The following is a 26,034-nucleotide window of genomic DNA, read 5'->3' on the forward strand; positions in this document are numbered from 1 at the left end:
TTCGGCGCTGAGCCCCATCATGGATGCGCGGGTCAAGTTTACAGCCGGGCCGGCCAAAGGCCGGACCCGGTTGCCCGCGCATGACGCTGAGTGTGTGGCGATGACGGCTTCCTCAGAAAAACGCCTGGATGCCGGTCTGCGCGCGGCCGAGGATCAGCGCGTGGATGTCGTGCGTGCCCTCGTAGGTGTTCACCGTCTCGAGGTTGGCGACGACGCGCATCACATGGAATTCCTCCGAGATGCCGTTGCCGCCGTGCATGTCGCGGGCCATGCGCGCGATGTCGAGCGCCTTGCCGCAGTTGTTGCGCTTCATCAGCGAGATCGACGGCGGCGCGGCCTGGCCGTTCTCCAGCATGCGGCCGAGACGCAGCGCGCCCTGCAGGCCGAGCGCGATCTCGGTCTGCATGTCGGCGAGCTTCTTCTGGATCAGCTGGTTGGCGGCGAGCGGCCGGTTGAACTGCTTGCGGTCGAGCGTGTACTGGCGCGCGCGGTGCCAGCAGAACTCGGCCGCGCCCATGGCGCCCCAGGCGATGCCGTAGCGGGCGTTGTTGAGGCAGCCGAACGGACCCGCGAGGCCCTTGGCGTTCGGCAGCAGGTTCTCTTCCGGCACGACGCAATCGGCCAGCACGATCTCGCCGGTGATCGAGGCGCGGAGCGAAAGCTTGCCTTCGATCTTCGGCGTCGAGAAGCCCTTCATGCCGCGCTCGACGATGAAGCCGCGGATGACGCCATCGAGCTTGGCCCACACCACCGCGACGTCGGCGACCGGCGAATTCGAGATCCAGGTCTTGGCGCCGTTGAGCTTGTAGCCGCCGTCGACCTTCTCGGCGCGGGTGATCATCGAGCCCGGGTCGGAGCCGTGGTCGGGCTCGGTCAGGCCGAAGCAGCCGATGAACTCGCCGGAGGCGAGCTTCGGCAGGTACTTCATGCGCTGCGCTTCCGAGCCGTAGGCGTAGATCGGATACATCACCAGCGACGACTGCACCGACATCGCCGAGCGATAGCCGCTATCGACCTTCTCGACCTCGCGCGCGATCAGGCCGTAAGCGACATAGCCGAGACCGGCGCCGCCGTAGGTCTCCGGAATGGTCGGGCCGAGCAGACCGAGCTTGCCCATCTCGCGCATCATGTCGGGGTCGTACTTCTCGTCGGAGTACGCCTTGATGACGCGCGGCATCAGGTAGTCTTCGGCGAACCCCTTGGCGGTGTCGCGCACCATGCGCTCTTCCTCGGTGAGCTCGAATTCGAGCCCGAGCGGGTCCTCCCAATTGAAGTCCTTATCCTTCAGGATCGGGGGCTTGCCTTCGCGCTTCTCGGCGGCTTGCGACATCATTCTCTCCTCGCTGAACGCTAGGTGATTATAGACCCGCGCGGGGCCGGGCAAGAGTGGGAAGACGCATGGTTCCCGGCGCCGGGCGGCACCCCTGCATGGCCCGGTTGCAGTGAACTTTGGTTACGCCTCGTGGGGCGCGACACGCGGCTAGCTCGGACACTCTGCTGTCATGCCCGCGAAAGCGGGCATCCAGTACGCCGCAGCCTATCGATAGGGCACGGCGTACTGGATCCCGGGTCTCGCGCTGACGCGCTCGCCGGGGATGACAGAGAGCCAAAGCTCCGCCGCCCGTGTTCTTTGGCGGGCGCCGGGTACGCCCTCATTCCCCCTACCCTCTCAAATGAGAGGGAGACGGCGCGCCGAGCGGCGCGACGTTGGTCGTAAGACCGCGCTTCGTTGCCGAAGCACGGGCGCCTCTCGGCGCGCCATCGCGGCGTCTTCCAACGGCGGGCCGCGCTTTCAACGGAGGCCCATCGCAAGTGGTGTGGGTCCTCGGTGTCAGCGAGCTCCTCGCAGGGGGTCTTAGTGCCCCCGGGCGGTGGCCGCCGCCGCTCGAGCGTCAGGAGATGCGTTCGTCTCCCGACCCGCGAGCGCCGCATCCGGCTCCGCCAACATGACGCCTCATGACAGCGCCCTCAAGCGAACCGGATGCAAGGACTATATTCTATAAGGGAATATAGAGCAAGAGGAAATAGGAATATTTTGATGCAGCCGCCTAGCGACGCCGGGATGCACTGAACGCACGCCCGAAGCCTAGTTCCGTCATTGCCGGGCTTGACCCGGCAATCCATGAGGCGGCCCTCACAGGCAGAGCAAACGTAAGGCACTCATTCGTGGAACGTCATCATGGATGCCCGGGTCAAGCCCGGGCATGACGCCTTGCTTGTGGCATCGCCGCGCACGATGAAGCGCCCCTCATCCGCCCGCGCTAATGCGCTGGCGCCCTCTCCCCGTGAAGAACGCGGAGAGGGAAAGAGAAGCGAACGGCTCACCCCACCCGTCGCGCTACCGCGCGCCACCCTCCCCTTTCAGGGGACGGATAAGAAAGCAAAACAAAACCCCGCCGGCGTGATGCCGACGGGGCTTGGGTACGCAAAAACTGAATGAAGGAGCGATTAGATCGCTTCCTTGAGATCCTTGGCGGCGCGGAACGCGACCTTCTTCGACGCCTTGATCTTGATCGCTTCGCCGGTGGCCGGGTTGCGGCCCATGCGGGCGGCGCGCTTGCGCACCTGCAGGATGCCGAGACCGGCGATCTTCACCCGCTCGCCCTTCTTGAGGTGCTTGGTGATCATCGTGATCAGGTTGTCCATGATCTCGAGGCCCTGCTTCTTGGTGAGCTGGTGGGTCTCCGAGAGCGCGGCGGCCAGATGACGGGTCGTGACCGGCTTGGCGGCTTTCGGCTTGGTTGAGGCGGCAGCTTTTGCCATTGCAGTAAACTCCTTGAGCGCACCATGCGCGTAGAGAGCCCGAAGCACTACGAGATTCGCGTGGTCTTGCAAGCGTTTCCGCGCCCTAAATTCGGGACTTAACCACAGAAAGCAGACAAAAAGTGCGATTCGGCGGGCATTTTTGGCCCCTCGCCTGAGCTTGATACCGCTTTCGGCCTTGTAAACCGGGCCGAATCGGCACCTCGCCGACGGGCGCGACACGCTGCGCCGGCTCCCGCCGCGCCCGCGTGCCAAGCCCAAGAGCCGACATTGCCGCTGGCCGGAGATTCGTTTATCTAGGCGGCACGCGCCCGTAGCTCAGCTGGATAGAGCGTTGCCCTCCGAAGGCAAAGGTCGGACGTTCGAATCGTCTCGGGCGCGCCATTTCCAACAAAATCACACCGGTGGATCGTGAAGCGACAAAGCATGTCGCTTGCCGCGATGCATCGGCGCGGCATTGGCACCGTTGGCCGACGCCAGATTGACGCGGATCGGCCGGCCGGTGCCCGTCCTCTATCACCCAAGGGTTGCATCGCGCGCGGCAGCGAAAGCCGCGTCGGAACGGCGACAGCCATTCGGGCGTGACTTGACAGACATATCTGCACGACCCTAGCCTGTAGTTGCGCAATCAGGGGTAGTATCATCCAGCTGGAGGCGCGCTGACGTTACTGCAGCCGCTGACGGCAAACGATCCTTGATCCCTCGCGCATCGGTCCATCAACGATGAGGTGCATCGATAAGGAGTGGCAGTAAATGGCAGATGATGACCAAAAACTCCAAATGGAGTTGGTCAAGCAGATCGGCGAGAGGATGAGTATTCTCGCCAGGATGCAAGCCGACTTCATGAAGCAACTGGCGGAGAGGCAAAGCCTCATGGGCAGGATGTTTGCCGAAGCGTCCAGTCAATTCAAACGCGGAACCGAGCTTACTGAAAGGATGGCCGCCAGGTTAGCGGCCAGGATGGAACGCAAGCTCGGCAAAGCGTAAGCCGTCACTGCCTTTGTCCCAGCCGAAGGTGGTAGCGCGAGATATGATGGCGTTCTGTGTCTCTCGACGTCCCAGCCAGCGAGAGCCGCAAGCCATCGTCACGGAACAGGCCTCGCCGTTCCCAGCACGACGAAGCTGAGAGTCCGCTCCCAATCAGTCGTCCGTCCCAGCCGGACGACGCAGCATTCCGCCTCACTGTCCCAGCAACGCGGGACGGGGTGCTCGGAACGAATGCGCTCCCGGTTCCCAGCACCGGGAACGACGCAATTGGAATGGCAGGCTCCCGTCGTCCGGCCGGCGTTCGTGCAATAGGCCGAGGGGATGGGACATCGCCTGCATGAGTATGCGCCCGTAGCTCAAGGGTAGAGAAGGTGGCCCGCGGTGACGACCACGGCTCGAGATCTTTGCAGGTCGCGGACAAATTCGTCCGACACGTCAACCGGCTCGCTGGGAGCAGGCTCGTGGTCGGCAGGCAGCCTTTCGACAACCGAAACTCAGCGCACGGTGCACCGGAGCCGGTTTTCGCGAAAGGTTCGAGCAAAGGGGTCGGCACCCGACGTCAACTTCCAGAGCAACGGCCTCCTAAGCCGTGGGTTGCGGGTTCGAGTCCCGTCGGGCGTACCAATCGAAGCGTTGGGCCAGGACCAGCGTCCATGGCCGAACGCCTTTCGTCTCACTGGAAAGTCGTGATCAGCAAACGAGGGACGTCATGTCTGAAACAAAGACCGAAGTGAAGACCTCGGAATGCACTGAGAACAGCACCCCGGCCTACGAAAAGCCGGAAGTGAAGACGCTGAGCCAACGCGACATCGTGCAAGCCGTGAACAAAGGCTCGAAGTTCCCGGCACGCGGCTTCGCGGGATAAGCCACTCTTCGTGCGGCCAGGCCTGCTCGTGCCTCGTCACCGGACGGGCCTGGCCGATTAAGGTTCGTGTTGCGTCAGCGGCTTCTCGACAGCCGCCACGGAGCGTATCCCATGTTGGCACCCGCAGAGATGTCGGCGGACGCATGTCCGCAGCGGTCCGAGCATGTGCAGGCCCGCAAGGTCGGACGCGACACGCTCGTCGTCCACCTCCTCTTGAAGCAATATCACGTCCTCAATCACATCGCCGGCCGCATCTGGGACTTGGCGGACGGGACGCACTCCGGCGACGACATCGCCGCCACCATCGCCGCGGAGTTCAACGCCGATCGCGGCGCCGTCGGCGACGACGTCGCGAACACGCTCCAGCTCTTGACCGATCTGCGCCTGATCGAACTCAAGGTCGCGCCGTGAGCGATCGCCGCTATTCCGCGGTACCGCTTGGTTGGGTCCAGCATGCCGACCGCTCGCTGGCCATCAGCCGCGTGCAATCGCGCTGGGCCGCTCTCAACGAAACGGCCGCCAGCCTGCTGCGCGCCTGCGAGAGCGACGGCGGTCGCACGCTCGCCGATCTGCACGCCGGCTTTCAGGCGCGTTTCGGTACGGTCGAGCCGTCCGAACTCGCCGGCTGGCTGGACAGTCTCGCGCAAGCCGGCCTGCTGACCGGCGACACCGCGCGCGCCCAACCTCGGCCGCGCGCCGACTATCGCGTCGAGCACGTCTATATCGAGCTGCTCGCGCGCTGCAATTTGCGCTGCGTGCACTGCTTCATGGGCGGCGCGCCGGAACGGGAAGAAGAACTGACGCCGGCGCAGGTCTTCACCCTGCTCGACGACTTCGCCGCGCATGGCGGGCAATACGTGACGTTGTCCGGCGGCGAGCCGATCCTCTACCGCGACTTCCCCGCCATCGCCCGGCACGTCGCCGAGCTCGGCCTCTATGGCACCGTGATCAGCAACGGCATCTCGTTGCGCCAGGAACAATTGCAGCTGTTGGACCGCCTCGGCTTCAACGTCGCGATCAGCGTCGACGGCATCACGCCGGAGGTGAACAAAGCGATCCGCGGCCGCAGCCCCGCCAAGGCCATCGACGCGATCGACCGCACGTTACGGCTCGTCGGCCCCGACCGCTTCATCCTGTCGTTCACACCGGTGAAGGCGAACATCGGCGAACTTCCGAAGCTGTTCGACTTCATCGAGCAGCGCGGCATCCGCCGGCTGAACCTGTCGCTGTACGAAGCGGTCGGTCGCGCCGTCGACTATACGGACATGCTGACGATGGACGCGGCGGACCGGCTGCGGTTGATCCGCACCGTCTACGAGAAGGCGATCGATTGGATCGGCAAGGTCGAAATCGACTTCAACGACACGCGCAACATCCTCAGTCAATTCACCGAAAGCCGCGCCTCCAGCGAATTGCATCCGCTGTGGCGCGGCGTGCGCGTGACCTCCAGCGGCGAGGTGTTTCCGAGCTCGTTCGGCGCGGTCGAGCGTTTCCGGCTCGGCAACATCCGGGACACCGCGTTTGGCGCCCTGCTCGACTCCGAGGTGTTGAGCACGCTCTATAACGATCTGCTCGATCGCGACGCCAAGACGCCGAAATGCCGCGACTGCGTCTGGCGGCAAATCTGTCGCGGCGGCAGCGTCGCCTCGGCCTTCTGCGCCAATGGCGAGATCCACTCGCCCGACGCTTATTGCGACGCCTATCTCGCGGTGTTCCCGCAGGTCGCGGTAACGCTTGCCGAACTCGCGCCGACGGGGCCGTCATGAAGGCCGCATTCGCGCTGCCCTCGGACCTGGAAAGCGGCGCGGATATCGTCGGCCGCCTGCCGAGCCATTTCGCGCTCGACTTCTGTGGCGCGCCGGTTGACATCGCCTCGACCTCCGACCGCGCCATCGCCACGCTGCGCCGGGTCTATCGGCACTTCCTCGACACGACGCACGAGGCCGCCGGCGGGAGCGAGCGCGACACATTGCTCCTCATCGAGGAAGGCACGGCGGAGGCCACGACGCTCGCCGCGGCGCTCGGCCGCGATGCGAAGGATTTCGACGGCCATATTCTGATCGCCAGTTGGCTTGGACAGGGCCTGCGCATCGCGAACCATGCTTTGCTGCACTATTACGCGTCCAAACTTCTACGGCTGCGCATCGTCGAACGCTGGCATCCCGAGGTCGTCACGCTGCATGCGGCTTCGCTGAGCGCGCCGTGGGGCGGCGGCCTGTTGCTGCTCGGCGAGGCGGCCGCCGGCAAGACGACGTTGACGCTGCGCTTGATCGACGATGGCTTCCGTTACTGCGCGGACGACACGACCTGCATCCGCCGCCGCGACCTCGCCTGCCTGCCCTTCCCGATGGCCTTCATCGTACGCGGCGACCTGACGACCGGCCTGCCGGGGCCGTCCGCGCTGCGCGGGCGCGCGCCCGATCTGTCGCTGCTCGACGAGCCGCGCTGGCTGATGGAGCGTTGGGACGCGGTCGGCATGCCGTTCCAGCCGACGACGCTCTATTTCGTCGCCCGCGATCCGGCCCGCGCAGCCGGCGACATCCGCCCGATGCCGCAGGCCGACGCCGCGCTCGCGCTGCTGCGCAATCTGATGATGCCCCTCGGCGCGGATGCCGACGCCTTCACCATCGATCCTCTGAACTTCGACACGTGCTGCCGCCTGGCGGAAGCGTGCCGATGCCTCGCGGTCAACACCGTCGACCTCGACCGCGCCCATGACGTCATCGTCGCCGATTATCACAACAACGCCCGACCGCTAACGCAGGTGGCCTCATGAGCGACATCACGCTCGTCAACACGGTGTTCCCGAGCGACGTCAAGGTGCCGCCGCAGGGCATCCTGTATCTCACCGCGGCGATCGAGGACGCCGGTTTCGCGGTCGACATCCGCGACTATCAACTCTGCGGCTATGACGACCCGTGGGAGCCCGCGGCGCTGGCGCGTTTCGTCGAGCGCAGCGCGCCGATCATCGGATTCAGTTGCATGAGCTATGCGCTGCCGCTGGTGATCTCAGCCGCGCGCCTGATCAAGCGCCGCCATCCGGAGAAGACGATCGTGCTCGGCGGCATCGGCCCTTCCGGCGCGGGCGGTGCGCTGCTCGAATTCTGTCCGGAGATCGACGTGATCGTCGACGGCGAGGGCGAACGGACCATCGTCGATCTCATCCGCTGCCTCCAGACCAACGGCAACCTGCGCTCGGTGGCCGGCATCGTCTGCCGCGATGGCAGCAGGGCCGTCGCCACCGCCGCGCGACCACGCATCGGGTCGATGACCGAGCTCAAGGCGCCGGCCTATCATCGCGTCGACCTGTCGAATTATCGCCTGGTGGACAGCCAGTTCGGGCGCGGCTGCCCCTTCAAATGCAGCTTCTGCGACATCGCGCCGTATTGGGGCCGGCTCAATACGCATCGGCCGATCGAACACTATGTCGACGAGCTCGAGCAACTGGTGCGCCGCCATGGCGCGCACGACGTCTTCATCGTCGACGACACTTTCGTGCTGTCGCGCAAATCGATCGTCCGTTTCTGCGACGAGATCATCAGCCGCGACCTTCGCTTCGAATGGGGGTGCTACGCCCGCGTCGACCTGATGGACGAGGAACTGATGGCCCGGATGGCGGCCGCCGGATGCCGAAAGGTGTTCTACGGCGTCGAATCCGGCTCGGACCAGGTGCTCGGCGACATCGTCAAGGAAACCGACGTCGACACCATCACCGATATGGTCGCGTGCTCCCTGCGCCATTTCCCGTTCATCACCGCGTCGTTCGTCTGGGGCTTCCCCACCGAGTCGATGGACGATCTGCAACAGACAGTTTCACTGTTGCTCTATCTGACGTCGGTCGGCGCTTCGCCGCAATTGAACCTGGTGCTTCCATACTCGTACTCGACGCTCTACCGGCAGCACCGCGATCAAATCTACTTCGACCCGCGTTATTCGTCACAGCTTCAGTTCTACGAAGGCAAGGACAAAGCCTGGCTGCATGAGATGATCGCAAGCCGGCCGGACCTGTTCTCCGCCTTCTATTTGCTGCCGACGCCGGACTTCGCCGAGAAATGGGCCTATCTCGAACAGATCGGCCTATCGCCGCACGAACTGCAACGCGCCTACGACCACCCGGTGTTGCCGCCGCGGAGCAGCGCGCCGGCACCCCTGGCGGCAAACTTCGCGACATGAGTGGACCCGACGCACGCGCGGCGGCGGCGACCGCCAGCTACGACGCGGCGGCGGTGGAAGCGAAATGGCAGGCGCGCTGGGCGGACGCCGGATGCTTCAAGGCAACGGCGGACGAGCGGCAACGCAAGTTCTTCAACTTCGACGGCGGGCCCTTTCCGAACGGTGCCCTGCATATGGGCCACGTGCGCACCTTTACCCTGGGCGACGTGATGGCCCGCTATCGCCGCATGTGCGGCGATGCCGTCCTTTACTGCTTCGAGTTCGATGCCTTCGGTCTGCCGAACGAACTTGCCGCCAACGCACTCGGCATCGCGCCCGAAGAACTCACGCGCCGCAATATCGCGCAGATGACCCGGCAGATGATCCGGCTGGGTCTCAGCTACGACTGGGATCACGTCGTCACGACATGCGACCCGGCCTACTACCGTTGGACCCAATGGCTGTTCCTGAAGCTGCGCGAGCGCGGACTCGTTTATCGCATGCCGGCCGAACTCAACTGGTGTCCGAGTTGCCACACCACGCTCGCCCACATGCAGGTCGATGACGGCTGCTGCTGGCGCTGCGACACGCCGGTGGAATCGCGCAAGTTGACGCAATGGTTCGTGGCGCTCGGCCGATATTCGGCGATCCTGTCCGACAGCCTCGAACGCATGGAGGGATTCAGCCCGCGCGTGCGCAACGTGTTGCAAGGCTTCATCGGCAAGACCCCCGGCCTGGAATTCGACTTTGTCATTCGGGGCCACCCGGAGGTGACGCTGACGGCCTTCGCGCGCGCGGAATACGTGGACGCCGTCCCGTCTTATCTCGCCGTCGCCCCGGGCCATCCCGCGCTTGCAGACCTGCTTACGCGCACGCAGGCCGATGCCTTGCGCCCGATGAACCAGCGGCGCCGGGCGCAGGCCGCCGCGCAACCGCCGCTCGATGGTTTCGATACCGGACTTGAAGCGGTCGAGGCTCACACCGGGGTGCGATTGCCCGTGTTCGTGGCGCGTCATGTGGACCCAGCGTTCGCCACCGGAGTCGAGATCGGATATCCGGCCGCGGACCCGCGCGCGCGGCAATTCGCCGAACGCCATAAGATCGCGTGCGCGCCGCCCAATGCCGGATCCCCGCTCAAGGGCCGGCCGGCGACACATTATCGTGTGCGCGATTGGCTGGTGTCACGCCAGCGTGCCTGGGGCACACCTATTCCCATCGTCCATTGCGAAGCGTGTGGCGAGGTGCCGGTGCCAGAGCAAGCCCTCCCCGTTCGCGTGCCGATCCTGACGCCAAACCTGCCGCCGGGTGGTCTCGCCGCGGTGCCTGGCTTTGCCGCCGCGCAATGTCCATGCTGCGGCAAGCCGGCGCGCCGCGAAACCGATACACTCGACTGCTATTTCGACGTTGTCTGGTGCTTCTTGGCCTGCGCCAACGGCCTGAAGCCGGACTTCAAATTCCAGGCCTCCGACTTCGCGGATTGGACTCCGGTGGACTGGTTCCACAACGGGCTCGATTCATTGTTCTACATGCACCTCTACCGATTCCTCGGGCAGGTCTTGCATGAGATGGCGGTCCTGCCCGAGCCAGAGCCGATCCGTTGCTATATCGGCCATGATGCCGTGCTCCTCGACGGCCGCAAGATGAGCAAGCACCACGGCAACGTCGTTTCGCCGGATGCGGTCATCGAAAAAGAAGGCGCGGATGTGCTGCGCGTTCACGTTCTGTGGTCCGCCAATCCATTGAAGAGCGTTGAATGGTCGCAGGCGGGACTGCAACGCGCCAAGCGCCTGCTCCTCGACGTCTGGAAGCTCGTCACGAGGCACGCGCTTGAAGTGCGGACGACGGCGGACGCTCCGCCGATGGACGCCAGCGCACAGCCATCACCGCTCGATAAGGCCGCAGCCCGCGCCGCACGCCGCGTCACCGAATTCCTGGAACGCTATCAGTACGCCGGCTGCCTCCAGGAAATTCAGACCTTGATCGTCCGCCTGGAAGCCGAGGCCGAGCGCTTGTCGAATCGACCGTCAGCCCCACGCGATTCATTCGCCAACGGCATTCGTTGCCTCGTCACCATGCTTGCCCCGTTCGCGCCCCATATGGCGGAAGAGCTCTGGGAAGAAATCGGCGGCAAAGACCTGGTCGCACGTGCGCCGTGGCCGATCCTCGCGACGGATGCGCCACACGCAGCCATGCCGAAGAACCCTGCACGCGGGCAAAGAGAGGCCGCTGCACCGTGAACGCCCCGACCGGACGACTTGGGACAGCCGCGCTTTAAACCCGCACGTCTTTTTATCACCCACCGCCGGCGTTCGCATTCGCGGCGTCAGCGGAGCTCCCAGCTCTGCCGACGTCTGCGCGTCGACGTTCAGTCGAACGATTGGCGTTGAACGTCGTGGCCTGAATCGAAGCGCGGCCAGCTCGGAGATGGATCTCGGATGGCGGCACGACGAGGCCGCCGGCGGAGCGCCTCAGGCCGTTTTCATCAGCTCGAGGTTGGTCGGCTGGCGGCGCGGGCGCGGCACATAGAACTCGCCGAGCTTCACCATCGGGCGCGGATTGAAGACGATCGAGGTCAGGCGATCGCGCAGGGCCTGCGGCGAGGTCGGCTTGAGCAGAAACTCGTGCGCACCGGCCCGCAGGGCCTGCGTCACCGCCGAACGCTCGGCGCGGGAGGTGAGCATGATGATCGGGAGGTTCGGACGCGGGAAGAGACCGGGCGAGCGCACGATGCGCATCACTTCCATGCCGTCGAGCACGGGCATGTCCCACTCGAGCAGCATGACGTCCGGATCGCAGGTGCGGATCGCTTCCAGCGCGGCGAGACCGTCGGAGGCTTCGAGCACGGACTTCGCCCCGAGGTTCACCAGCATCGCGCGGGTGAGCCGCCGCATATAATGATTGTTGTCGACAACCAGGATGGTCAGACCCTGGATTTCTTTGTCGAACGGCCTGGACGGCATCTCGAACCCCCACACGAACGGGTCCACCTTAGTTCCGAGACTCTTGGATTTTATGAAGATGATTGCTTCAATTTTTCATATTCAACGACACGAGGTTTCGTCATACCGCCCGAGTCGTTCGAAATCGACACAACAGCGGGCGTTACGACGCGCGCGGCAACGCCCCGTTAAGGATGATCTCAACGATCGCCCGGCATGAAGGATAATGACGGGGACGGCGCGAACGAGGCCGTCACGTCGCCGACCAGGTCGCCGCCATTGACGAGGTCGAGCTTGCGCACCGGCCGGGTATCGGCGAAATCGATCGCGTCGAGGTCGACCCAGATGATGTTCGGCCGCAAAGAGGACTCGAAGAAATAGACGCGGTGGGTGGCGTCGGCGAGCGTACGCCAGATCGTATGCGAGGCTTCCGGCTTCTCCGGCGTCGCCGTTACGAAAGGCTGCGACACGTTGCGCATCACCGACAGCAGGCTGGCATAGGCTTCGCGCAGGTCGCGCGGCTTGTTCAGGCTACCGACGTAATAGGCCGCGCGCACAAAGCGGTCGGCGGCATCGCTCGTACCCGGCAACGGCGTCTTGCCGCCGAGACCCTCGAACGTCTTCATGTTGGCGAGTTGCTGCTCGAACCGCGGCGAATTGGTCATCACCGTATAAGCGCGGTCGTGGTGCACGCTGGCTTTGCCGCCCTCCACGATCTCGATGATGGCGCTGTCGCCCGAGGCATCGGCCAGCGACAGATGCACGGTGGCGATACGTGTTTCGCCCGGCAGGCGCGCTGACACGAGTTGCAGGCCGCCGCGCTCGACCGCGGCGACCGCCTCCGCCACCGTGGCGAAGTTGTCGAGCGCGTATTGCACCCACAGCGAAATCGACAGGCCGGGCAGCTTCGGATCACGCGGGCCGTAATCGGCTTCCGCCAGCCACAGCAGGTTGGCGACGAGGCCCTTCTCGTTCATGCCGTCGGCGGTGCCGACGCCATAGACACTGGCGGCGACGCTGCCGTATTTCGAGGTCCATTGCACCGAGTTGTCGCCGGCAAGGCCCGAGCGGGCGATGCCGCGCGGAAAGGCCCACAGATCGCTGCGCATGTCCTCGTACCAATCCATGTTGCGGCCGACCAGAACCGCCTGGTCGTTGGCGCCCCACAGCACGCGCGAACATGCGGCGGCGATGTTGGAACCGGCGAACGGCACAAGGATCAGCGCCAGGGCGGCAAGCACACGGGTCATCATGGAGGATCTCCGCGGAAGCGTGAGCGCGATCCTAGGGACGGCCACATTGCGTACGCTGACATAGGTCAATGTCGATCACATCTCGGTGCGCAGCCGCGCCGTGGCACGCCGAGGTGTTATATTGCCGGTGTCACAGACGAGGTTGCCATGAAGATCCCGGGACCGGACCATCCGATCACCATCACGCCGAGCAGCAAACGCTTCCGCGTCACCTTCGGCGGCAAGGTCGTCGCCGACAGCACGCATACGCTGACACTGAAGGAAGCGAATTATCCGGCGGTGCATTATTTTCCGCGCGCCGATGCCGACATGAGCGCGTTCATCCGCACCGAGCACCAGACGCATTGCCCCTATAAGGGCGACGCCAGCTATTTCACCTTGCAGGCCGGCAGCGAGCGCGCGGAGAACGCCGTGTGGAGCTACGAGACGCCGTATCCGGCGATGGCCGAGATCAAGGACTATCTCGCGTTCTATCCGAACTGCGTCGACGCCATCACCGAGGAGTGAGGACCGCGCCTCTCAAGCCGGCGCCCGCGCAAACGGCGCGGAGATGCTGCGCTAATGCAGCCGCGGCCCCTTGAGCAGTTTCGCGCGATCGGACGAGTTGACGCGCACGTCGAAGGTCAGCCCCTCGCGATAGAGCGTGAGCGGCACTTCGACCCCGGCTTCGCCGAGCGACCAGACCTTGCGATAGAACTGCGCCAGCGTCGACACGCGCTCGCCGTCGACGGCGAGGATGACGTCGCCCGGCTTGAGCTCGGCGCGCGCGGCGGGGCCCTTCGACGCCATGCCGACGACGACGACCTTGTCCTCGACTTCGGTCGAGTAGACGCCGAGCCACGGACGCATTGGACTTTGCGTACGGCCGAACTTGCGCAGGTCCTCGACGATCGGCTTCAAGAGATCGATCGGCACGACCATGTTGAGGTGCTCGTTCTGGCCGGCGCGTTCGCGCTCGAGCTGCAGCGAGCCGATGCCGATCAGTTCACCCTTGGGCGAGATCAGACCGGTGCCGCCCCAGTTGGGATGCGCCGGAAACGTGAAGATCGCCTCGTCCAGCACGTATTCCCAATAGCCGGCAAATTCCTGACGCGCGACGATGTGCCCGGCGAGCGAGCGCGTCCGTCCACCGGCGCCGCCGAGCACGACGCGATCGCCGACCTGCGCCGCGGCGGACGAACCGAGCGGCAGCACCGGCAGATCGATCGGTCCCAGCGCCTGCACCAGACCGAAGCCGGTCTCGCTGTCGATGCCGAGCGCATGGCCTTCCACCACGCGGCCGTCGCCGACATGCAGCCACAACGTCTCCGCCTCGGTGATCAGATAGCCGATGGTCAGGACCAGACCCTTGTCGATCAACACGCCGTTGCCGGCGCGTTCGGTGCCGAGGCTCTCGGCCGTGAAGGCGTCGGACGGAATGATCGTGTGCAGCCCAACCACGGAGGAGAGCGCGCGCTCGAGATCGTACTCGTAATCTTCGGGTCGCGGCTGCGAAGCCGACGGCACTTTCCATTCGGTCACTGAGGCCATGCGTGCTTCCGCGCGTTCTTGTATCGTCCGTCACATATTATCCAGGGATGGGTCTGGTACAAACCGCAAATGTGCCTGACCGTTCCGGCCAACAAGCTTGCGCGGGCAGGCATGTCCGGCGCGACCCTTGCCAGCGGCCGCGCACTATCCCAGATGTGACCGATGATCCCATTGTCCGTTCTCGATCTCTCCCCCGTCGCCGCCGGCTCGACCGGTGCGCAAGCCTTGCGCAATTCGCTCGATCTTGCGCAGCTTGCCGACCGGCTCGGCTTCACCCGCTACTGGGTGGCCGAGCATCACAACATGCCGGCCATCGCGAGCTCGGCGCCCGACATCATGATCGGGCAGATCGCGGCGGCTACTGAACGCCTGCGCGTCGGCTCCGGCGGCGTCATGCTGCCCAACCATGCACCGTTGACGGTCGCCGAGCGCTTCAAAGTGCTGGAGGCGCTCTATCCCGACCGCATCGATCTCGGCCTCGGGCGCGCGCCGGGCACCGATCCCGCCACCTCCTATGCGCTCAGAAGGCGCCAGGGCATCAGCGAGGAAGACGACTTCCTCGAGCGCTTCAACGAGCTGATGCTGTTCGAGACGAACGGCTTTCCGGCCGGCCATCCGTTTCACAAAGTGCGGGCGATGCCGGCCGACGTGAAGCTGCCGCCGATCTATCTGCTCGGCTCCTCCGACTACAGCGCGCAACTGTCGGGGCATATCGGCGCGGCGTTCGCCTTTGCCCACCACTTCGCCAGCTTCGACGCGGCCACCGCGATGCGGATTTACCGCGACAGCTTCAAGCCGTCGGTCTCGCACACGACGCCCTACGCCATCCTGGCGACGCATGTGGTGTGCGCCGAGACGGACGAAGAGGCCGAGCGACTGGCCGCGACCGTCGACCTCAACATCGTGCGGCGCGCCAAGGGCGAATATCAGCCGCTCGCCTCGCCCGAGGAGGCCTTGGCCTACGACTACGCGCCGGTCGACCGCGCGCGCATCGCGGAAAACCGGCGCCGGCTGTCGGTGGGCTCGCCCGCCACCGTCAAAGCCAGGCTCGCGCCGTTGCTCGAGGCGACGCAGGCCAACGAGCTGATGGTGACGACCATGATCTACGACCACGCCGCGCGCAAACGGTCGTACGAGCTGCTGGCGGACGTTTTCAAATAGCCGTCATTCCGGGGCGAGGCCGAGAGCCCGGAATCCATAACCCGCAGCGCTGCGGCGTATGGATTCCGGGCCCGCCGCTTCGCAGCTTCCCGGAATGACGAAGCAATAGCGGCATGCTACAAGCCGCGCGGATTTCATCCTCGATTGCCATGAGTGGAGGTTCCCTTGGGTCAACATGTCAAACTCACCACAACCGACGCACACACGCTCGGCGGTTATCGCGCCGATCCGGCCGGCACGCCGAAAGGCGGCATGATCGTCATCCAGGAGATCTTCGGCGTGAACCACCACATCCGCGCGGTGTGCGATCGCCTCGCCGCGCTGGGCTATGTCGCCATCGCGCCGGCGGTGTTCGATCGCTTCGTGCGCGACTTCGAATGCGGCTACACGCCCGATGAGATCGCCAACGCGCGCAGCTATCTCGGCAATCTCGACTGGGACAAGATGGTCCTCGACATGACCGCCGCGAAGGAAGAGCTGAAGGGCACCGGCCCGGTCGGCGTCATCGGCTTCTGCATGGGCGGCACCGCGGCCTTCCTCGCCGCCACGCGCATTCCCGGCATCGCCGCGGCTGTGTCGTATTACGGCGGCCAGATCGGCAAGTTCGCCGACGAGAAGCCGAAGTGTCCGCTGCAGATGCATTTCGGCGAGAAGGATGAAGGCATCCCGCTCACGACGGTCGAAGAGATCAAGAAGAAGCAGCCGCAGGCGGAAACCTACATCTACGAAGGCGCGCCGCACGGCTTCGGCTGCGACGAGCGCGCGTCGTACCGCAAGGAAGCATCGGATCTCGCGTGGCAGCGCACGCAGGATTTCCTCGCGAAGAATATGAAGTAAGTGTCGCGCGCCACCGCGCGCTGCACTTGAAAGATGAATACACGATGAACGAAAAAGCCCCGGTTCGCCGGGGCTTTTTTATTTTTCTCAACCTTCGCTGCCGAAGCACTCGCCTCAAAAGGAACATAACGCGAGGTGAGCGTGTTTTGACATGCGTGGGAGGATTTATCGATGCGCAAACTCGCTTTGATCGTGCTTGCTGCTGCTTCTGTGATGGGAACGGCGAACGTCGCCTCGGCTCAGTATTGGGGCGGTTACTACGACGGCCCGCCGCGTCACCATCATCGCCACTATCATCGTCACTATCGCGATTACGGTTACGATCGCGGCTATCGGGGTGATCGTCACTATCGCCAGCAGCCGCGCGGCCGCACTTGGAACGGCTGCCCTCCCGGCTACACCGTGCAGGACGGCCGGTGCAAACCTTATACGGGCCGCTAAGCCAGCCCATTTCGTGACGCAGCGAGCGGCGAGACCGAGAGGTCTCGCCGCTCGCATCAATGACGGGGCGCGGCTTTGCCGGAGCGGTCATCGCCGCGGCGCGATGAGCGTTCGCCCGGCACGACCGAAATTCGGAAGATCAGAACCAGCGTTCTTTGACGAGGATCGTGTCGCCGGGCCGCAGCGGATAGTTCAGCGGCACCTCGCCTTTGAACTGCTGGCCGGGCGCATTGCGCGTGAGCTCGACCGTGCGCTTGCTGGCGCGCGGCGAGAAGCCGCCGGCGATAGCGATCGCCGTCTCCGCCGACATGTTGGGCACGTACGGATACTGGCCGGGCGTCGTCACTTCGCCGAGAATGAAGAACGGCCGATAGGTCTCGACCTCGACACTCACATGCGGCTCGCGCACATAGCCCTGCTTGAGCCGCGCGGTGATCGTCTGCGACAGCTGCTGCGTGGTGTGGCCGCGCGCCTGGACGCCGCCGATCAGCGGCAGGTTGATGTTGCCGTCGACGCCGACGATGTAGCTGTTGGTGATACCTTCCTGGCCGAACACCACGACACGCAGCTTGTCGCCCGAATCGAGCGTGTAAGCCATTGGATACGTCGATGGCGCGGCAGCGTAAGCGGCCGCCGGCGGCGCGGCGACATAAGGTCCGCCGCTATATTGCGGCGCCGGCTGCTGATACACCGGCCGTCCCGATGTGAAGAAACCGCGGCCCGAGGCCGATCGCGTCGGCGCGGCGGGCGGCGGCGCATAAGCCGGCTGCTGATAGGTCTGATAGCTCTGCTGCGCGTAAGCGGGAGAGCGTGAGAACAGCCCGCGCGCGCTGCTGCCGCTCGGCGGCGCCGCCGGCGCCTGCGCATATTGCTGCTGATAAGGCTGTGGCGCGTATTGCGGCTGCGGCGCGGCGGCTTCGTAAGCCGGCTGCTGCTCGTAGCTTTGCTGCGCGTATTGGCCCTGCGGCCCGTAAGGCTGCGCCTGTTGCGCCACCACCGGCACCGGCTGCCCGGTCTGCGGATCGATGATGTAATACGTCTGCTGCTGGCGCGCGCATCCAGCGGCGGCAAGCGCGAACAGTATCGGCAACAACAGTTTGGCAGTTCGCATGAAGCGAATCCGGGCCGGTCAAAAGGACTTAAGGCCCATTAACGCCTCATTATGGTTAAGAAAGTCTGACCGACCTTCACCCTCCCCTGGAAGGGGAGGGTCGGCGAGCATTGAGTGAAGCGAACTGCGGGCCAGCGTGGGATGAATGGCCTTCGCAGATCGCCCCACCCCGCCGGTCGCTATCGGTCGCGGCGCCCCTCCCCCTCCAGGGGAGGGTGAAGAGCATGCTAAACCGCCGCGCCGGCCAGCTTGGCGCCGGTGCCGATCGGACAGGACACGCCGGTGCCGCCGAGGCCGCAGTAGCCGAACGGATTCTTCGCCAGGTACTGCTGGTGATAGTCCTCGGCGAAGTAGAACGGCGGCGCGTCGACGATCTCGGTGGTGATCGCGCCGTAGCCCTTCTTCTTCAGCTCCGGCTCGTACATCGCCTTCGAGGCTTCGGCCGCCTTCTTCTGCTCCGGCGTGAAGGTGTAGATGCCCGAGCGATACTGCGTGCCGATGTCGTTGCCCTGGCGCATGCCCTGGGTCGGGTCGTGGTTCTCCCAGAACGTCTTGAGCAACGCGTCGTACGAGATCTTCTTCGGATCGTAGACCACCAGCACCACTTCGTTGTGGCCGGTGCGGCCCGAGCAGACCTCCTCATAGGTCGGATTGGGCGTGATGCCGCCGGCATAGCCGACCGCGGTCACGTAGATGCCGTCGCCCAACTCCCAGAACTTACGCTCCGCACCCCAGAAGCAGCCGAGCCCGAACACCGCCGTCTCCAGGCCCGCGGGATAGGGGCCCTTGAGCGGGTGATGATTGACGAAATGGTCCTTGGCGGTCGGGATGGCGCTGGAGCGGCCGGGAAGAGCATCGGCGGCAGTCGGCATTGTCACTTTCTTGAAGCCGAACATTTTTGGTTCTCCCAATTGCTTTGCGGCAAATATAGGCGCGCGCCCGCGTTTTCGAAACGCGGGCGGCGATCACGAAGATGCGGGGCGAGGCGCTGGCGACCAGCGTCCTGACAAGTAGCTTCGGGGACTGGTCGTTACGACCTGGCGTAGCCGATGAGCGGCTTCTTGCGGCGGCCGAGCAACATGAAGACGACGCCGAGGAAGCCGAGCACGCTCCACGCTGGCGCGGCGAGGAAGACGACCATGCCGGGGTCCCACAGCACGCCGCCGGCGTAAGGGCTGATGAGCGGGCGCACGGCGGCGAGGCTGCCGGCATTCACCAGCTCCCAGGCGCTGCGCATGCTGGTGAAATAGAGGTTGTTGGCGGCGATCGACTTGGTGCCGTCATAGATCACCAGGATGAAGGCCGCCGCCAGCAGCAAGAGACCAAGAAACCTGAAGAAAAACCGGATCATCGCCTGCGGCCGTCGTTTGTACAGAAACACCGTCAACGGCACCGAGTTAACGGTCGGACGGCCGGGTTGCAAGACACGCAGAGGGGGCCTGCCTTGAGTGAGCCGAAGCCGTTCGGCTACGTTTTGCCCTTGAGAACGGTCAATCGCCTAGCCCTGCAACAAAATATCGCGCATTTTTATTTCCGAGAATAGGTTCCCACCTTTCGAGAAATTGCGCTACGGTCCCCGGCCTTCAGCCTTCCCCCGCTCTAGGAGTTGAAATGCCTGCCAAGCCCCCCGGCCTGAAACGGCCGACCTTTACCGACCAGGAAGCCCTGCAGTTTCACTCGTCCGGCCGTCCCGGCAAGCTGGAGGTGATCGCCACCAAGCCGATGGCAACGCAACGCGACCTGTCGCTGGCTTACTCGCCGGGCGTGGCGGTACCGGTGCTGGCAATCGCGGAGGATGAAAGCCGCGCCTACGACTACACCACCAAGGGCAACTTCGTCGCCGTCATCACCAACGGCACTGCCATCCTCGGCCTCGGCAATCGCGGGGCGTTGGCGGCCAAGCCCGTGATGGAAGGTAAGGCGGTGCTGTTCAAGCGCTTCGCCGACATCGACTCCATCGACCTCGAAGTCAATTCCGAGGACACCGACGAGATCATCAACTGCGTCAAGCTGCTGGGCAAAGGCTGGGGCGGCATCAATCTGGAAGACATCAAGGCGCCGGAGTGCTTCGTCATCGAGCAGCGCCTGCGCGAGCTGATGGACATCCCGGTCTTCCACGACGACCAGCACGGCACCGCCATCATCGCCGCCGCCGGCCTCCTGAACGCGCTCGACATCACCGGCCGCACCATCGAGGACACCAAGCTCGTGTGCAACGGCGCCGGCGCTGCCGGCATCGCCTGCCTCGAACTGCTCAAGGCCATCGGCTTCAAGCCGGAAAACCTGATCCTGTGCGACACCAAGGGCGTCATCTATCAGGGCCGCACCGACGGCATGAACCAGTGGAAGTCGGCTTATGCGGTGAAGACCGATAAGCGCACGCTGGCGGAAGCCTTTGAGGGCGTCGACGTTGCTTTCGGCCTGTCGGTCAAAGGCGCCTTCACGCCGGAAATGATCAAGTCGATGGCGCCGAACCCGATCATTTTCGCCATGGCCAATCCGGACGCCGAAATCACGCCGGAAGAAGTGGCCGCGATCCGCGACGACGCCATCATGGCGACCGGCCGTTCGGACTATCCGAACCAGATCAACAACGTTCTCGGCTTCCCCTACATCTTCCGCGGCGCGCTCGACGTGCGCGCGTCCGCCATCAACATGGAGATGAAGATCGCGGCCGCTCGCGCCCTCGCCGATCTCGCGCGCGAGGACGTCCCTGACGAGGTCGCTTCCGCTTACGGCGCGCGGCCGAAGTTCGGCCCGGACTACATCATTCCGGTGCCGTTCGATCCGCGCCTCATCTCTTACGTGCCGCCGGCGGTGGCGCAGGCGGCGATGGATACCGGCGTCGCGCGTAAGCCGATCGTCGACATGGAGATCTATCGCCAGCAGCTTTCGGCGCGCCGCGACCCGATCGCATCGACGCTGACGCAGGTCTACAACCGCGTGCGCCGTCAGCCCAAGCGCGTGGTGTTCGCGGAGGGCGAAGAGGAGCAGGTGATCCGCGCCGCCGCCAACTTCGTCGGCCAGGGCCTTGGCACGCCGGTGCTGGTCGGCCGCGAGGACCGCGTCAAAGCAGCCGCGGCGGATAACGGCATCGATCTCGACGGCATCGAGATCATCAACGCGCGGCTGTCGACGCGCAACACGGCGTACATCAACTACCTCTACGAACGGCTGCAGCGGCACGGCTATCTCATCCGCGACTGCCAGCGGCTGGTGAACACGGACCGCAATCACTTCGCCGCCTGCATGGTCGCGCTCGGCGATGCGGATGCCATGGTGACCGGCGTCACCCGCAACTTCTCGGTCGCGCTCGAGGACGTGCGCCGGGTGATCGATCCCAAGCCGGGCCATCGCGTCATCGGCGTATCGCTGGTGGTCACGCGCGGCCGCACGGTGCTGGTGGCCGACACCGCCGTCACTGAAATGCCCGCCGCCGAGGATCTCGCCGACATCGCGGTCGAAGCCGCGGGCGTCGCGCGCCGGCTCGGTTATGAGCCGCGCGTCGGCATGCTCGCCTTCTCCACCTTCGGCCATCCGCAGGGCGAGCGTTCGGAGCGCGTCATCGAGGCGGTGAAAATCCTCGATCACCGCCGTGTCGACTTCGAATACGACGGCGACATGGCCGCCGACGTCGCGCTCAATCCCGAGCTGATGACGGCCTATCCGTTCTGCCGCCTGTCGGGGCCGGCCAACGTGCTGGTGATGCCGGCGTTCCACTCGGCGTCGATCTCGACCAAGATGCTGCAGGAACTCGGCGGCGCCACCGTCATCGGCCCGCTGCTGGTCGGCCTCGACCGGCCGGTGCAGATCGTGCCGCTCGGCGCCAAGGACACGCAGCTCGTCAATCTGGCGGCGCTCGCGGCGTTCAATGTGAGCGGCTAACGGCGTTCGTCATGGCCGGGCATAGCCCGTTGAAGACGGGCGCAAATGCCCTTGTGTCCCGGCCATTCACGCCTTTCTATGTTACGCAAAAGAGCAACGCGGATGCCCGGCACAAGACCGGGCATCACGCATGCCGAGAGGAAACGCATGTCCAATAAAACGCTCTCCGGCGTCATCGCCGCCATCGCCACGCCGATCGACGACACCGGCGCGCCCGATCTGACGCGCGTCATCAAGCTCGCGCGCTTCCTGCTCGACAATGGGTGCGACGGCTTGAATGTGTTGGGCACTACCGGCGAAGCCACATCGTTTGCGCTGGCGGAACGCCAGGCGGTGATGGACGCCTATAAGGCGAACGGCCTGCCGCTTTCGCGGCTGATGGTTGGTACCGGCGCCGCCGCCGCCGCCGACGCCGTCGCGCTGACGCGTCATGCCGCCGCGCTCGGCTTCGGTGGCGCGCTGGTCCTGCCGCCCTTCTATTACAAGGGCGTGCCCGATGACGGCCTCGTCGCGTACATCGACGCCATCGTGACGGCGACGGCGGACAGGCCGATCCCGCTTTATCTCTACCACTACCCGGCGATGTCCGGCCTGCCCTGGACCATCCCGCTGATCAAACGTCTGCTGGAACTGCACCCCTCCCGTATCGTGGGCCTGAAGGACTCCTCCGGCGACATGGACTACGCGCGCGCCGCCGCCGCGCTGTCGAAGGACTTCGCGGTGTTCCCGTCCACCGAGGCCTGCCTGCTGGAGGCGCGCGGCGGCACCTTTGCCGGCTGCATCTCGGCCACCGCGAACCTCAACCCCGACCTGTGCGCCCGTGCCTGGGGCGCGGGCGACGCCGCCGCGCTCGACGCCGCGGTCGCCATCCGCCGGCTGTTCGAGGGCAAGCCGCTGGTCTCCGGCGTGAAGGCCCTGCTCGCGCATATCCACGGCGATCCGGCCCTGGCCCGCATGAAACCGCCGCTGGCGCCGCTGCCGGCGGCCGACCGGACCGCGGTCGCGGCCGGCTACGACGCCGTCCGGGCCCGCCGGGTGGCCTGAAAATTGAGGCCCCGACGGGCGTTGACGCCCGGGCGGGGTCTCTTTATAAGCCTGCGTCTTGGCGGCCGGGATACGCCCGGCCCCGCACCTTTTCTTATATATCTAGGCCGCTGCAGCGGAATTCCCGCCGAGAGCGCCGACGCCAACGAGAGATCAGATGGCCAATACGAAGTCCGCCCGCAAAGCCACGCGCGTCATCGCGCGCCGTACCGAAGTGAACAAGGCGCGCCGTTCGGTGCTGCGTTCGTCGGTCCGCAAGGTCGAGGAAGCGATCGCGTCGGGCGACAAGAACACCGCCGCCGCCGCGCTGCAGGCCGCCGAACCGGTGATCATGCGCGCCGCGCAAATCGGTGTCGTTCATAAGAACAATGCCAGCCGCAAGGTCTCGCGCCTCGCGCACCGGGTGGCTAAGCTCGGCAAGTAACATAAGACTGCCTTGCGCTGAGAGCCCCGCCGTCGCGGGGCTTTTCTATTACAGCTCAGAGAATAAAGTTCAGGCTGTCGTCCGCTTTTCATGAGGCGGACGGCAGCCTTTTTCTATGTTGCAGAACGGTCATTCCGCCGTCAGAAAACTTTGAGCGCTCCGATTTTACTTGACGGATATTCGCTCATCCGCGCGCTAAGCCCTGTGCCGCAACGCTTTCTCGCGAACGGCTACATTGTAAAACGATCATGAATCTCGTCGGCAAGTTAAAGACTTATCGAGCATGAATTCGCGGGACCGGAAAAATCATCCTATCAAGCATCGACGACATCACCCGCGATGAAATTTTTTTAAGTCCGGCGACACATTCAAGAATCTCGTCGCGCGCACAGATTCCGCACGAACGATCAACAGTTTGGAAATCTCTTTGCGACGCAGCAGAGCAACACCGTCGCGGCAATTACGACATACACGTAACACCGACGCATAAAGCCGTTGCTCACATGCTTCGCTCGTGTATCTTCATTCGGCGCCCCGGCTTCTCCGCGGCGCGTTACAGCAAAAGGTCAACGGCACGCTCATCGGCGCATGAGAACGGCTTTTATTTGCCCGATCGCAAATGCGATCACGATGGCACAACAAAAAGCCGCGAACAGACGTCAGAGCGTTGGACTTGTTCCCTGGGAGGTCGGCGCAGCAGACGTACGTAAGCTTGATGGATGATGCGAAGACTGAGGAACTGATCCAACTACCGTGTAGTTGAGCACGTAACTGATCCGGGCCCCCATTGCCCGAAGAACATTTGAGGGGGATGACAATGACAGATGCAGGGACAGTGTCGGCGACCAAGTCCGACCGCGTTGGACACGAAGTGTTCGATGCTTGTCCGTGTTGTCCTGTCGTGCCGTCATTCTCCTCCTACGTGGATTCCCTGACGCCGTTGTCGCTGATGCGTGTCCGGGGCATCCGCGGAGCGGTTTCCCCACCCGCGGGTTGAGACGCAAGGCTCTCTCGACCGCGGCCGCTGTCAGCTCGGGCATGATGCCCGCTGCATGTACCGTTGCCTCCAAAGAGATCATCGAGTGAGTAGTTGCGTCGCGTATCCGGCGTGTCGGCGGCTGTATGCCGCTTGTGCCGGGGCCACCCGAGTTCATTTCAACAATAGAAGCGGATAGAGCAGGTAGAATGTCGAACGCGGATCAGGATAGCTGGTCACGAGTCAAAGAACGTCTGCGCGCCGAAGTCGGCGACGACGTTTATTCGAGCTGGTTTGCCCGCATGGACCTGGAAGGCATCGAGGATGGCGGCGTCCGCCTCTCGGTTCCGACCCGCTTCCTCAAGAGCTGGATCCAGTCGCACTACGCCGAGCGCGTGCTCGCCTGCTGGCAAGCGCAGCAGCCGGAAGTCGGCCGTATCGAACTGATCGTGCGCTCCGCCGTGCTGAAGCCGGCCGCGCCTGTGGTGAAGAAAGCCGAGCCGATGCCGGCTGCCGTCAGCAATGGCAGCGGCGCTTATGCCGGCATCAACGGCAACGGTCATGGGCGGGTGTCGACTGTCGGCGACCCGGGCATGCACGATGCGCTGGGCGGCTCGCCGCTCGATCCGCGCCTCACCTTCGAGAGCTTCGTCGTCGGCCGCTCGAACACGCTCGCGCACGCCGCCGCCAAGCAGGTGGCGATCGCGCGCCGCAACGATCCCGTGATGTTCAACCCGCTTTACATCCATGCGGGTGTCGGCCTCGGCAAGACGCATCTGCTGCAGGCCATCACCTGGGCCGGCAACGCGGCGGGCGAGCGCAAGGTGCTCTATCTTACCGCCGAGAAGTTCATGTACGGCTTCGTGTCGGCGCTGCGCACGCAGACCGCACTCGCGTTCAAAGAAGCCCTTCGCGGTATCGGCGTGCTGGTGATCGACGACTTGCAGTTCCTGCAGGGCAAGTCGACGCAGGCCGAGTTCTGCCACACGCTCAATGCGCTGATCGATGCCGGCCGTCAGGTCATCATCGCCTCCGACCGGCCGCCGTCCGATCTCGAAAGCCTCGACGATCGCGTGCGCTCGCGTCTGGCCGGCGGTCTCGTGGTCGAGATGGGCACGCTCGGCGAAGAACTTCGCCTGGAAATCCTCAAGGCCCGCGTGCTCGCGGCCCGCGCGCATCATCCGAGCTTCGACGTGCCGCTGCCGGTGCTGTCGTATATCGCCAAGACCGTCACGCATAACGGCCGCGACCTCGAAGGCGCGCTCAACCGCCTGCTGGCGCACAACAAGCTGACCGGTCACCCGGTGACCCTGGAGATGGCCGAGCGCGAAGTGCGCGACCTGATCCGGCCGCAGGAACCCAAGCGCGTCAAGATCGAGGACATCCAGCGCATCGTCGCGCGGCAGTACAATGTTAGCCGCTCCGACCTGTTGTCCTCGCGCCGTACGGCCAACGTCGTGCGCCCGCGTCAGGTGGCGATGTATCTCGCCAAGACGCTGACCCTGCGCTCGCTGCCGGAGATCGGCCGTCGCTTCGGTGGCCGCGACCACACCACCGTTCTGCACGCGGTGCGCAAGATCGAGGGCCTCGTCGGCAACGACGTCGCGCTCGCCGAGGAGATCGAGATCCTGAAGCGCCAGCTGCAGGAGTAAAAGGGGTCTCGTAC

At 64.7% G+C, this 26,034-nt stretch carries 23 protein-coding genes and 1 tRNA gene; 16 read left to right on the top strand and 8 right to left on the bottom strand.

The features are described 5' to 3' along the window. Positions 1-112: 112 nt before the first annotated feature. Complete coding sequence (locus DW352_RS17305; protein ID WP_115692509.1) at positions 113-1,330, bottom strand: acyl-CoA dehydrogenase; 1,218 nt, start codon at positions 1,328-1,330, stop codon at positions 113-115. Between the two features lie 1,118 nt (positions 1,331-2,448). Next, positions 2,449-2,763 (bottom strand): HU family DNA-binding protein, encoded by a 315-nt coding sequence (locus DW352_RS17310; protein ID WP_115692510.1) that lies wholly within the window; start codon positions 2,761-2,763, stop codon positions 2,449-2,451. 307 nt (positions 2,764-3,070) lie between these two features. Here DW352_RS17310 and DW352_RS17315 point away from each other — a divergent pair. From DW352_RS17315 to DW352_RS17350, 8 genes are all read left to right on the top strand, one after another. Further along, a tRNA-Arg gene (locus DW352_RS17315) sits at positions 3,071-3,147 on the top strand. Positions 3,148-3,516: 369 nt separating this feature from the next. Then, positions 3,517-3,750, top strand: coding sequence for a hypothetical protein (locus DW352_RS17320; RefSeq protein WP_115692511.1), 234 nt, complete (start codon positions 3,517-3,519; stop codon positions 3,748-3,750). A gap of 709 nt (positions 3,751-4,459) precedes the next feature. Next, the gene (locus tag DW352_RS26865; protein ID WP_162827017.1) at positions 4,460-4,615 is read left to right on the top strand and encodes a hypothetical protein; all 156 of its coding nucleotides are present in this window, start codon (positions 4,460-4,462) and stop codon (positions 4,613-4,615) included. Positions 4,616-4,726: 111 nt separating this feature from the next. Further along, the gene (locus DW352_RS17330; protein ID WP_115692512.1) at positions 4,727-5,026 is read left to right on the top strand and encodes a PqqD family protein; all 300 of its coding nucleotides are present in this window, start codon (positions 4,727-4,729) and stop codon (positions 5,024-5,026) included. Next, on the top strand, positions 5,023-6,381 hold the full coding sequence (locus DW352_RS17335) for a radical SAM/SPASM domain-containing protein (RefSeq protein WP_115692513.1): 1,359 nt from the start codon (positions 5,023-5,025) through the stop codon (positions 6,379-6,381). The genes DW352_RS17330 and DW352_RS17335 overlap by 4 nt, the downstream gene beginning before the upstream one ends. Next, the gene (locus DW352_RS17340; protein ID WP_115692514.1) at positions 6,378-7,391 is read left to right on the top strand and encodes a hypothetical protein; all 1,014 of its coding nucleotides are present in this window, start codon (positions 6,378-6,380) and stop codon (positions 7,389-7,391) included. The genes DW352_RS17335 and DW352_RS17340 overlap by 4 nt, the downstream gene beginning before the upstream one ends. Further along, on the top strand, positions 7,388-8,788 hold the full coding sequence (locus tag DW352_RS17345) for a B12-binding domain-containing radical SAM protein (protein WP_115692515.1): 1,401 nt from the start codon (positions 7,388-7,390) through the stop codon (positions 8,786-8,788). Before DW352_RS17340 ends, DW352_RS17345 begins: the two co-directional genes overlap by 4 nt. Then, entirely contained in the window at positions 8,785-11,004 is a 2,220-nt protein-coding gene (locus DW352_RS17350; protein WP_162827018.1) for a class I tRNA ligase family protein, read from the top strand. The genes DW352_RS17345 and DW352_RS17350 overlap by 4 nt, the downstream gene beginning before the upstream one ends. A 231-nt stretch (positions 11,005-11,235) precedes the next feature. Here DW352_RS17350 and DW352_RS17355 read toward each other — a convergent pair whose 3' ends face one another. Together DW352_RS17355 and DW352_RS17360 are read right to left on the bottom strand one after the other, a co-directional pair. Beyond that, complete coding sequence (locus DW352_RS17355; RefSeq protein ID WP_162827019.1) at positions 11,236-11,727, bottom strand: response regulator; 492 nt, start codon at positions 11,725-11,727, stop codon at positions 11,236-11,238. Between the two features lie 179 nt (positions 11,728-11,906). Beyond that, positions 11,907-12,959 carry a linear amide C-N hydrolase gene (locus DW352_RS17360; protein ID WP_115692518.1) on the bottom strand — a complete coding sequence of 351 codons (1,053 nt, stop codon included), beginning with the start codon at positions 12,957-12,959 and terminating at the stop codon, positions 11,907-11,909. Between the two features lie 147 nt (positions 12,960-13,106). Here DW352_RS17360 and DW352_RS17365 point away from each other — a divergent pair, with 147 nt between their 5' ends. Further along, entirely contained in the window at positions 13,107-13,466 is a 360-nt protein-coding gene (locus DW352_RS17365) for a DUF427 domain-containing protein (protein WP_115692519.1), read from the top strand. A gap of 51 nt (positions 13,467-13,517) precedes the next feature. On the opposite strand, the gene DW352_RS17370 is transcribed toward DW352_RS17365, so the two are convergent. Continuing rightward, complete coding sequence (locus DW352_RS17370; RefSeq protein ID WP_115692520.1) at positions 13,518-14,489, bottom strand: S1C family serine protease; 972 nt, start codon at positions 14,487-14,489, stop codon at positions 13,518-13,520. A 162-nt stretch (positions 14,490-14,651) separates the two neighbouring features. Here DW352_RS17370 and DW352_RS17375 point away from each other — a divergent pair, with 162 nt between their 5' ends. The 3 genes from DW352_RS17375 to DW352_RS17385 all read left to right on the top strand — a co-directional run bounded on the left by DW352_RS17375 (position 14,652) and on the right by DW352_RS17385 (position 16,928). After that, positions 14,652-15,650: an LLM class flavin-dependent oxidoreductase gene (locus DW352_RS17375; protein WP_115692521.1), complete on the top strand. Its 999-nt coding sequence runs from the start codon at positions 14,652-14,654 to the stop codon at positions 15,648-15,650. Between the two features lie 165 nt (positions 15,651-15,815). Next, entirely contained in the window at positions 15,816-16,487 is a 672-nt protein-coding gene (locus tag DW352_RS17380) for a dienelactone hydrolase family protein (RefSeq protein ID WP_115692522.1), read from the top strand. A gap of 171 nt (positions 16,488-16,658) precedes the next feature. Continuing rightward, positions 16,659-16,928 (top strand): hypothetical protein, encoded by a 270-nt coding sequence (locus DW352_RS17385; RefSeq protein ID WP_115692523.1) that lies wholly within the window; start codon positions 16,659-16,661, stop codon positions 16,926-16,928. Positions 16,929-17,067: 139 nt separating this feature from the next. Here the strand turns inward: DW352_RS17385 and DW352_RS27175 are convergent, their stop codons facing one another. From DW352_RS27175 to DW352_RS17400, 3 genes are all read right to left on the bottom strand, one after another. Continuing rightward, positions 17,068-18,039 (bottom strand): polysaccharide biosynthesis/export family protein, encoded by a 972-nt coding sequence (locus tag DW352_RS27175; protein ID WP_210209849.1) that lies wholly within the window; start codon positions 18,037-18,039, stop codon positions 17,068-17,070. 227 nt (positions 18,040-18,266) lie between these two features. After that, entirely contained in the window at positions 18,267-18,935 is a 669-nt protein-coding gene (msrA, locus tag DW352_RS17395; protein WP_115692524.1) for a peptide-methionine (S)-S-oxide reductase MsrA, read from the bottom strand. A gap of 134 nt (positions 18,936-19,069) precedes the next feature. Next, positions 19,070-19,390 carry a hypothetical protein gene (locus DW352_RS17400; RefSeq protein ID WP_162827020.1) on the bottom strand — a complete coding sequence of 107 codons (321 nt, stop codon included), beginning with the start codon at positions 19,388-19,390 and terminating at the stop codon, positions 19,070-19,072. Positions 19,391-19,650: 260 nt separating this feature from the next. On the opposite strand from DW352_RS17400, the gene DW352_RS17405 reads away from it, so the two are divergent. The 4 genes from DW352_RS17405 (at position 19,651) to dnaA (ending at position 26,020) form a co-directional block, all read left to right on the top strand. Beyond that, on the top strand, positions 19,651-21,924 hold the full coding sequence (locus DW352_RS17405) for an NADP-dependent malic enzyme (protein ID WP_115692526.1): 2,274 nt from the start codon (positions 19,651-19,653) through the stop codon (positions 21,922-21,924). A gap of 147 nt (positions 21,925-22,071) precedes the next feature. Then, on the top strand, positions 22,072-22,968 hold the full coding sequence (locus DW352_RS17410; protein ID WP_115692527.1) for a dihydrodipicolinate synthase family protein: 897 nt from the start codon (positions 22,072-22,074) through the stop codon (positions 22,966-22,968). Between the two features lie 157 nt (positions 22,969-23,125). After that, a complete protein-coding gene (rpsT, locus tag DW352_RS17415) occupies positions 23,126-23,392 on the top strand; it encodes a 30S ribosomal protein S20 (RefSeq protein WP_115692528.1) in 267 nt (88 codons plus the stop codon). Positions 23,393-24,577: 1,185 nt separating this feature from the next. Then, on the top strand, positions 24,578-26,020 hold the full coding sequence (gene dnaA, locus DW352_RS17420) for a chromosomal replication initiator protein DnaA (RefSeq protein ID WP_115692529.1): 1,443 nt from the start codon (positions 24,578-24,580) through the stop codon (positions 26,018-26,020). Positions 26,021-26,034: the final 14 nt, after the last annotated feature.

Origin of the sequence: Pseudolabrys taiwanensis (assembly GCF_003367395.1) — a bacterium.
GTDB lineage: Bacteria > Pseudomonadota > Alphaproteobacteria > Rhizobiales > Xanthobacteraceae > Pseudolabrys > Pseudolabrys taiwanensis.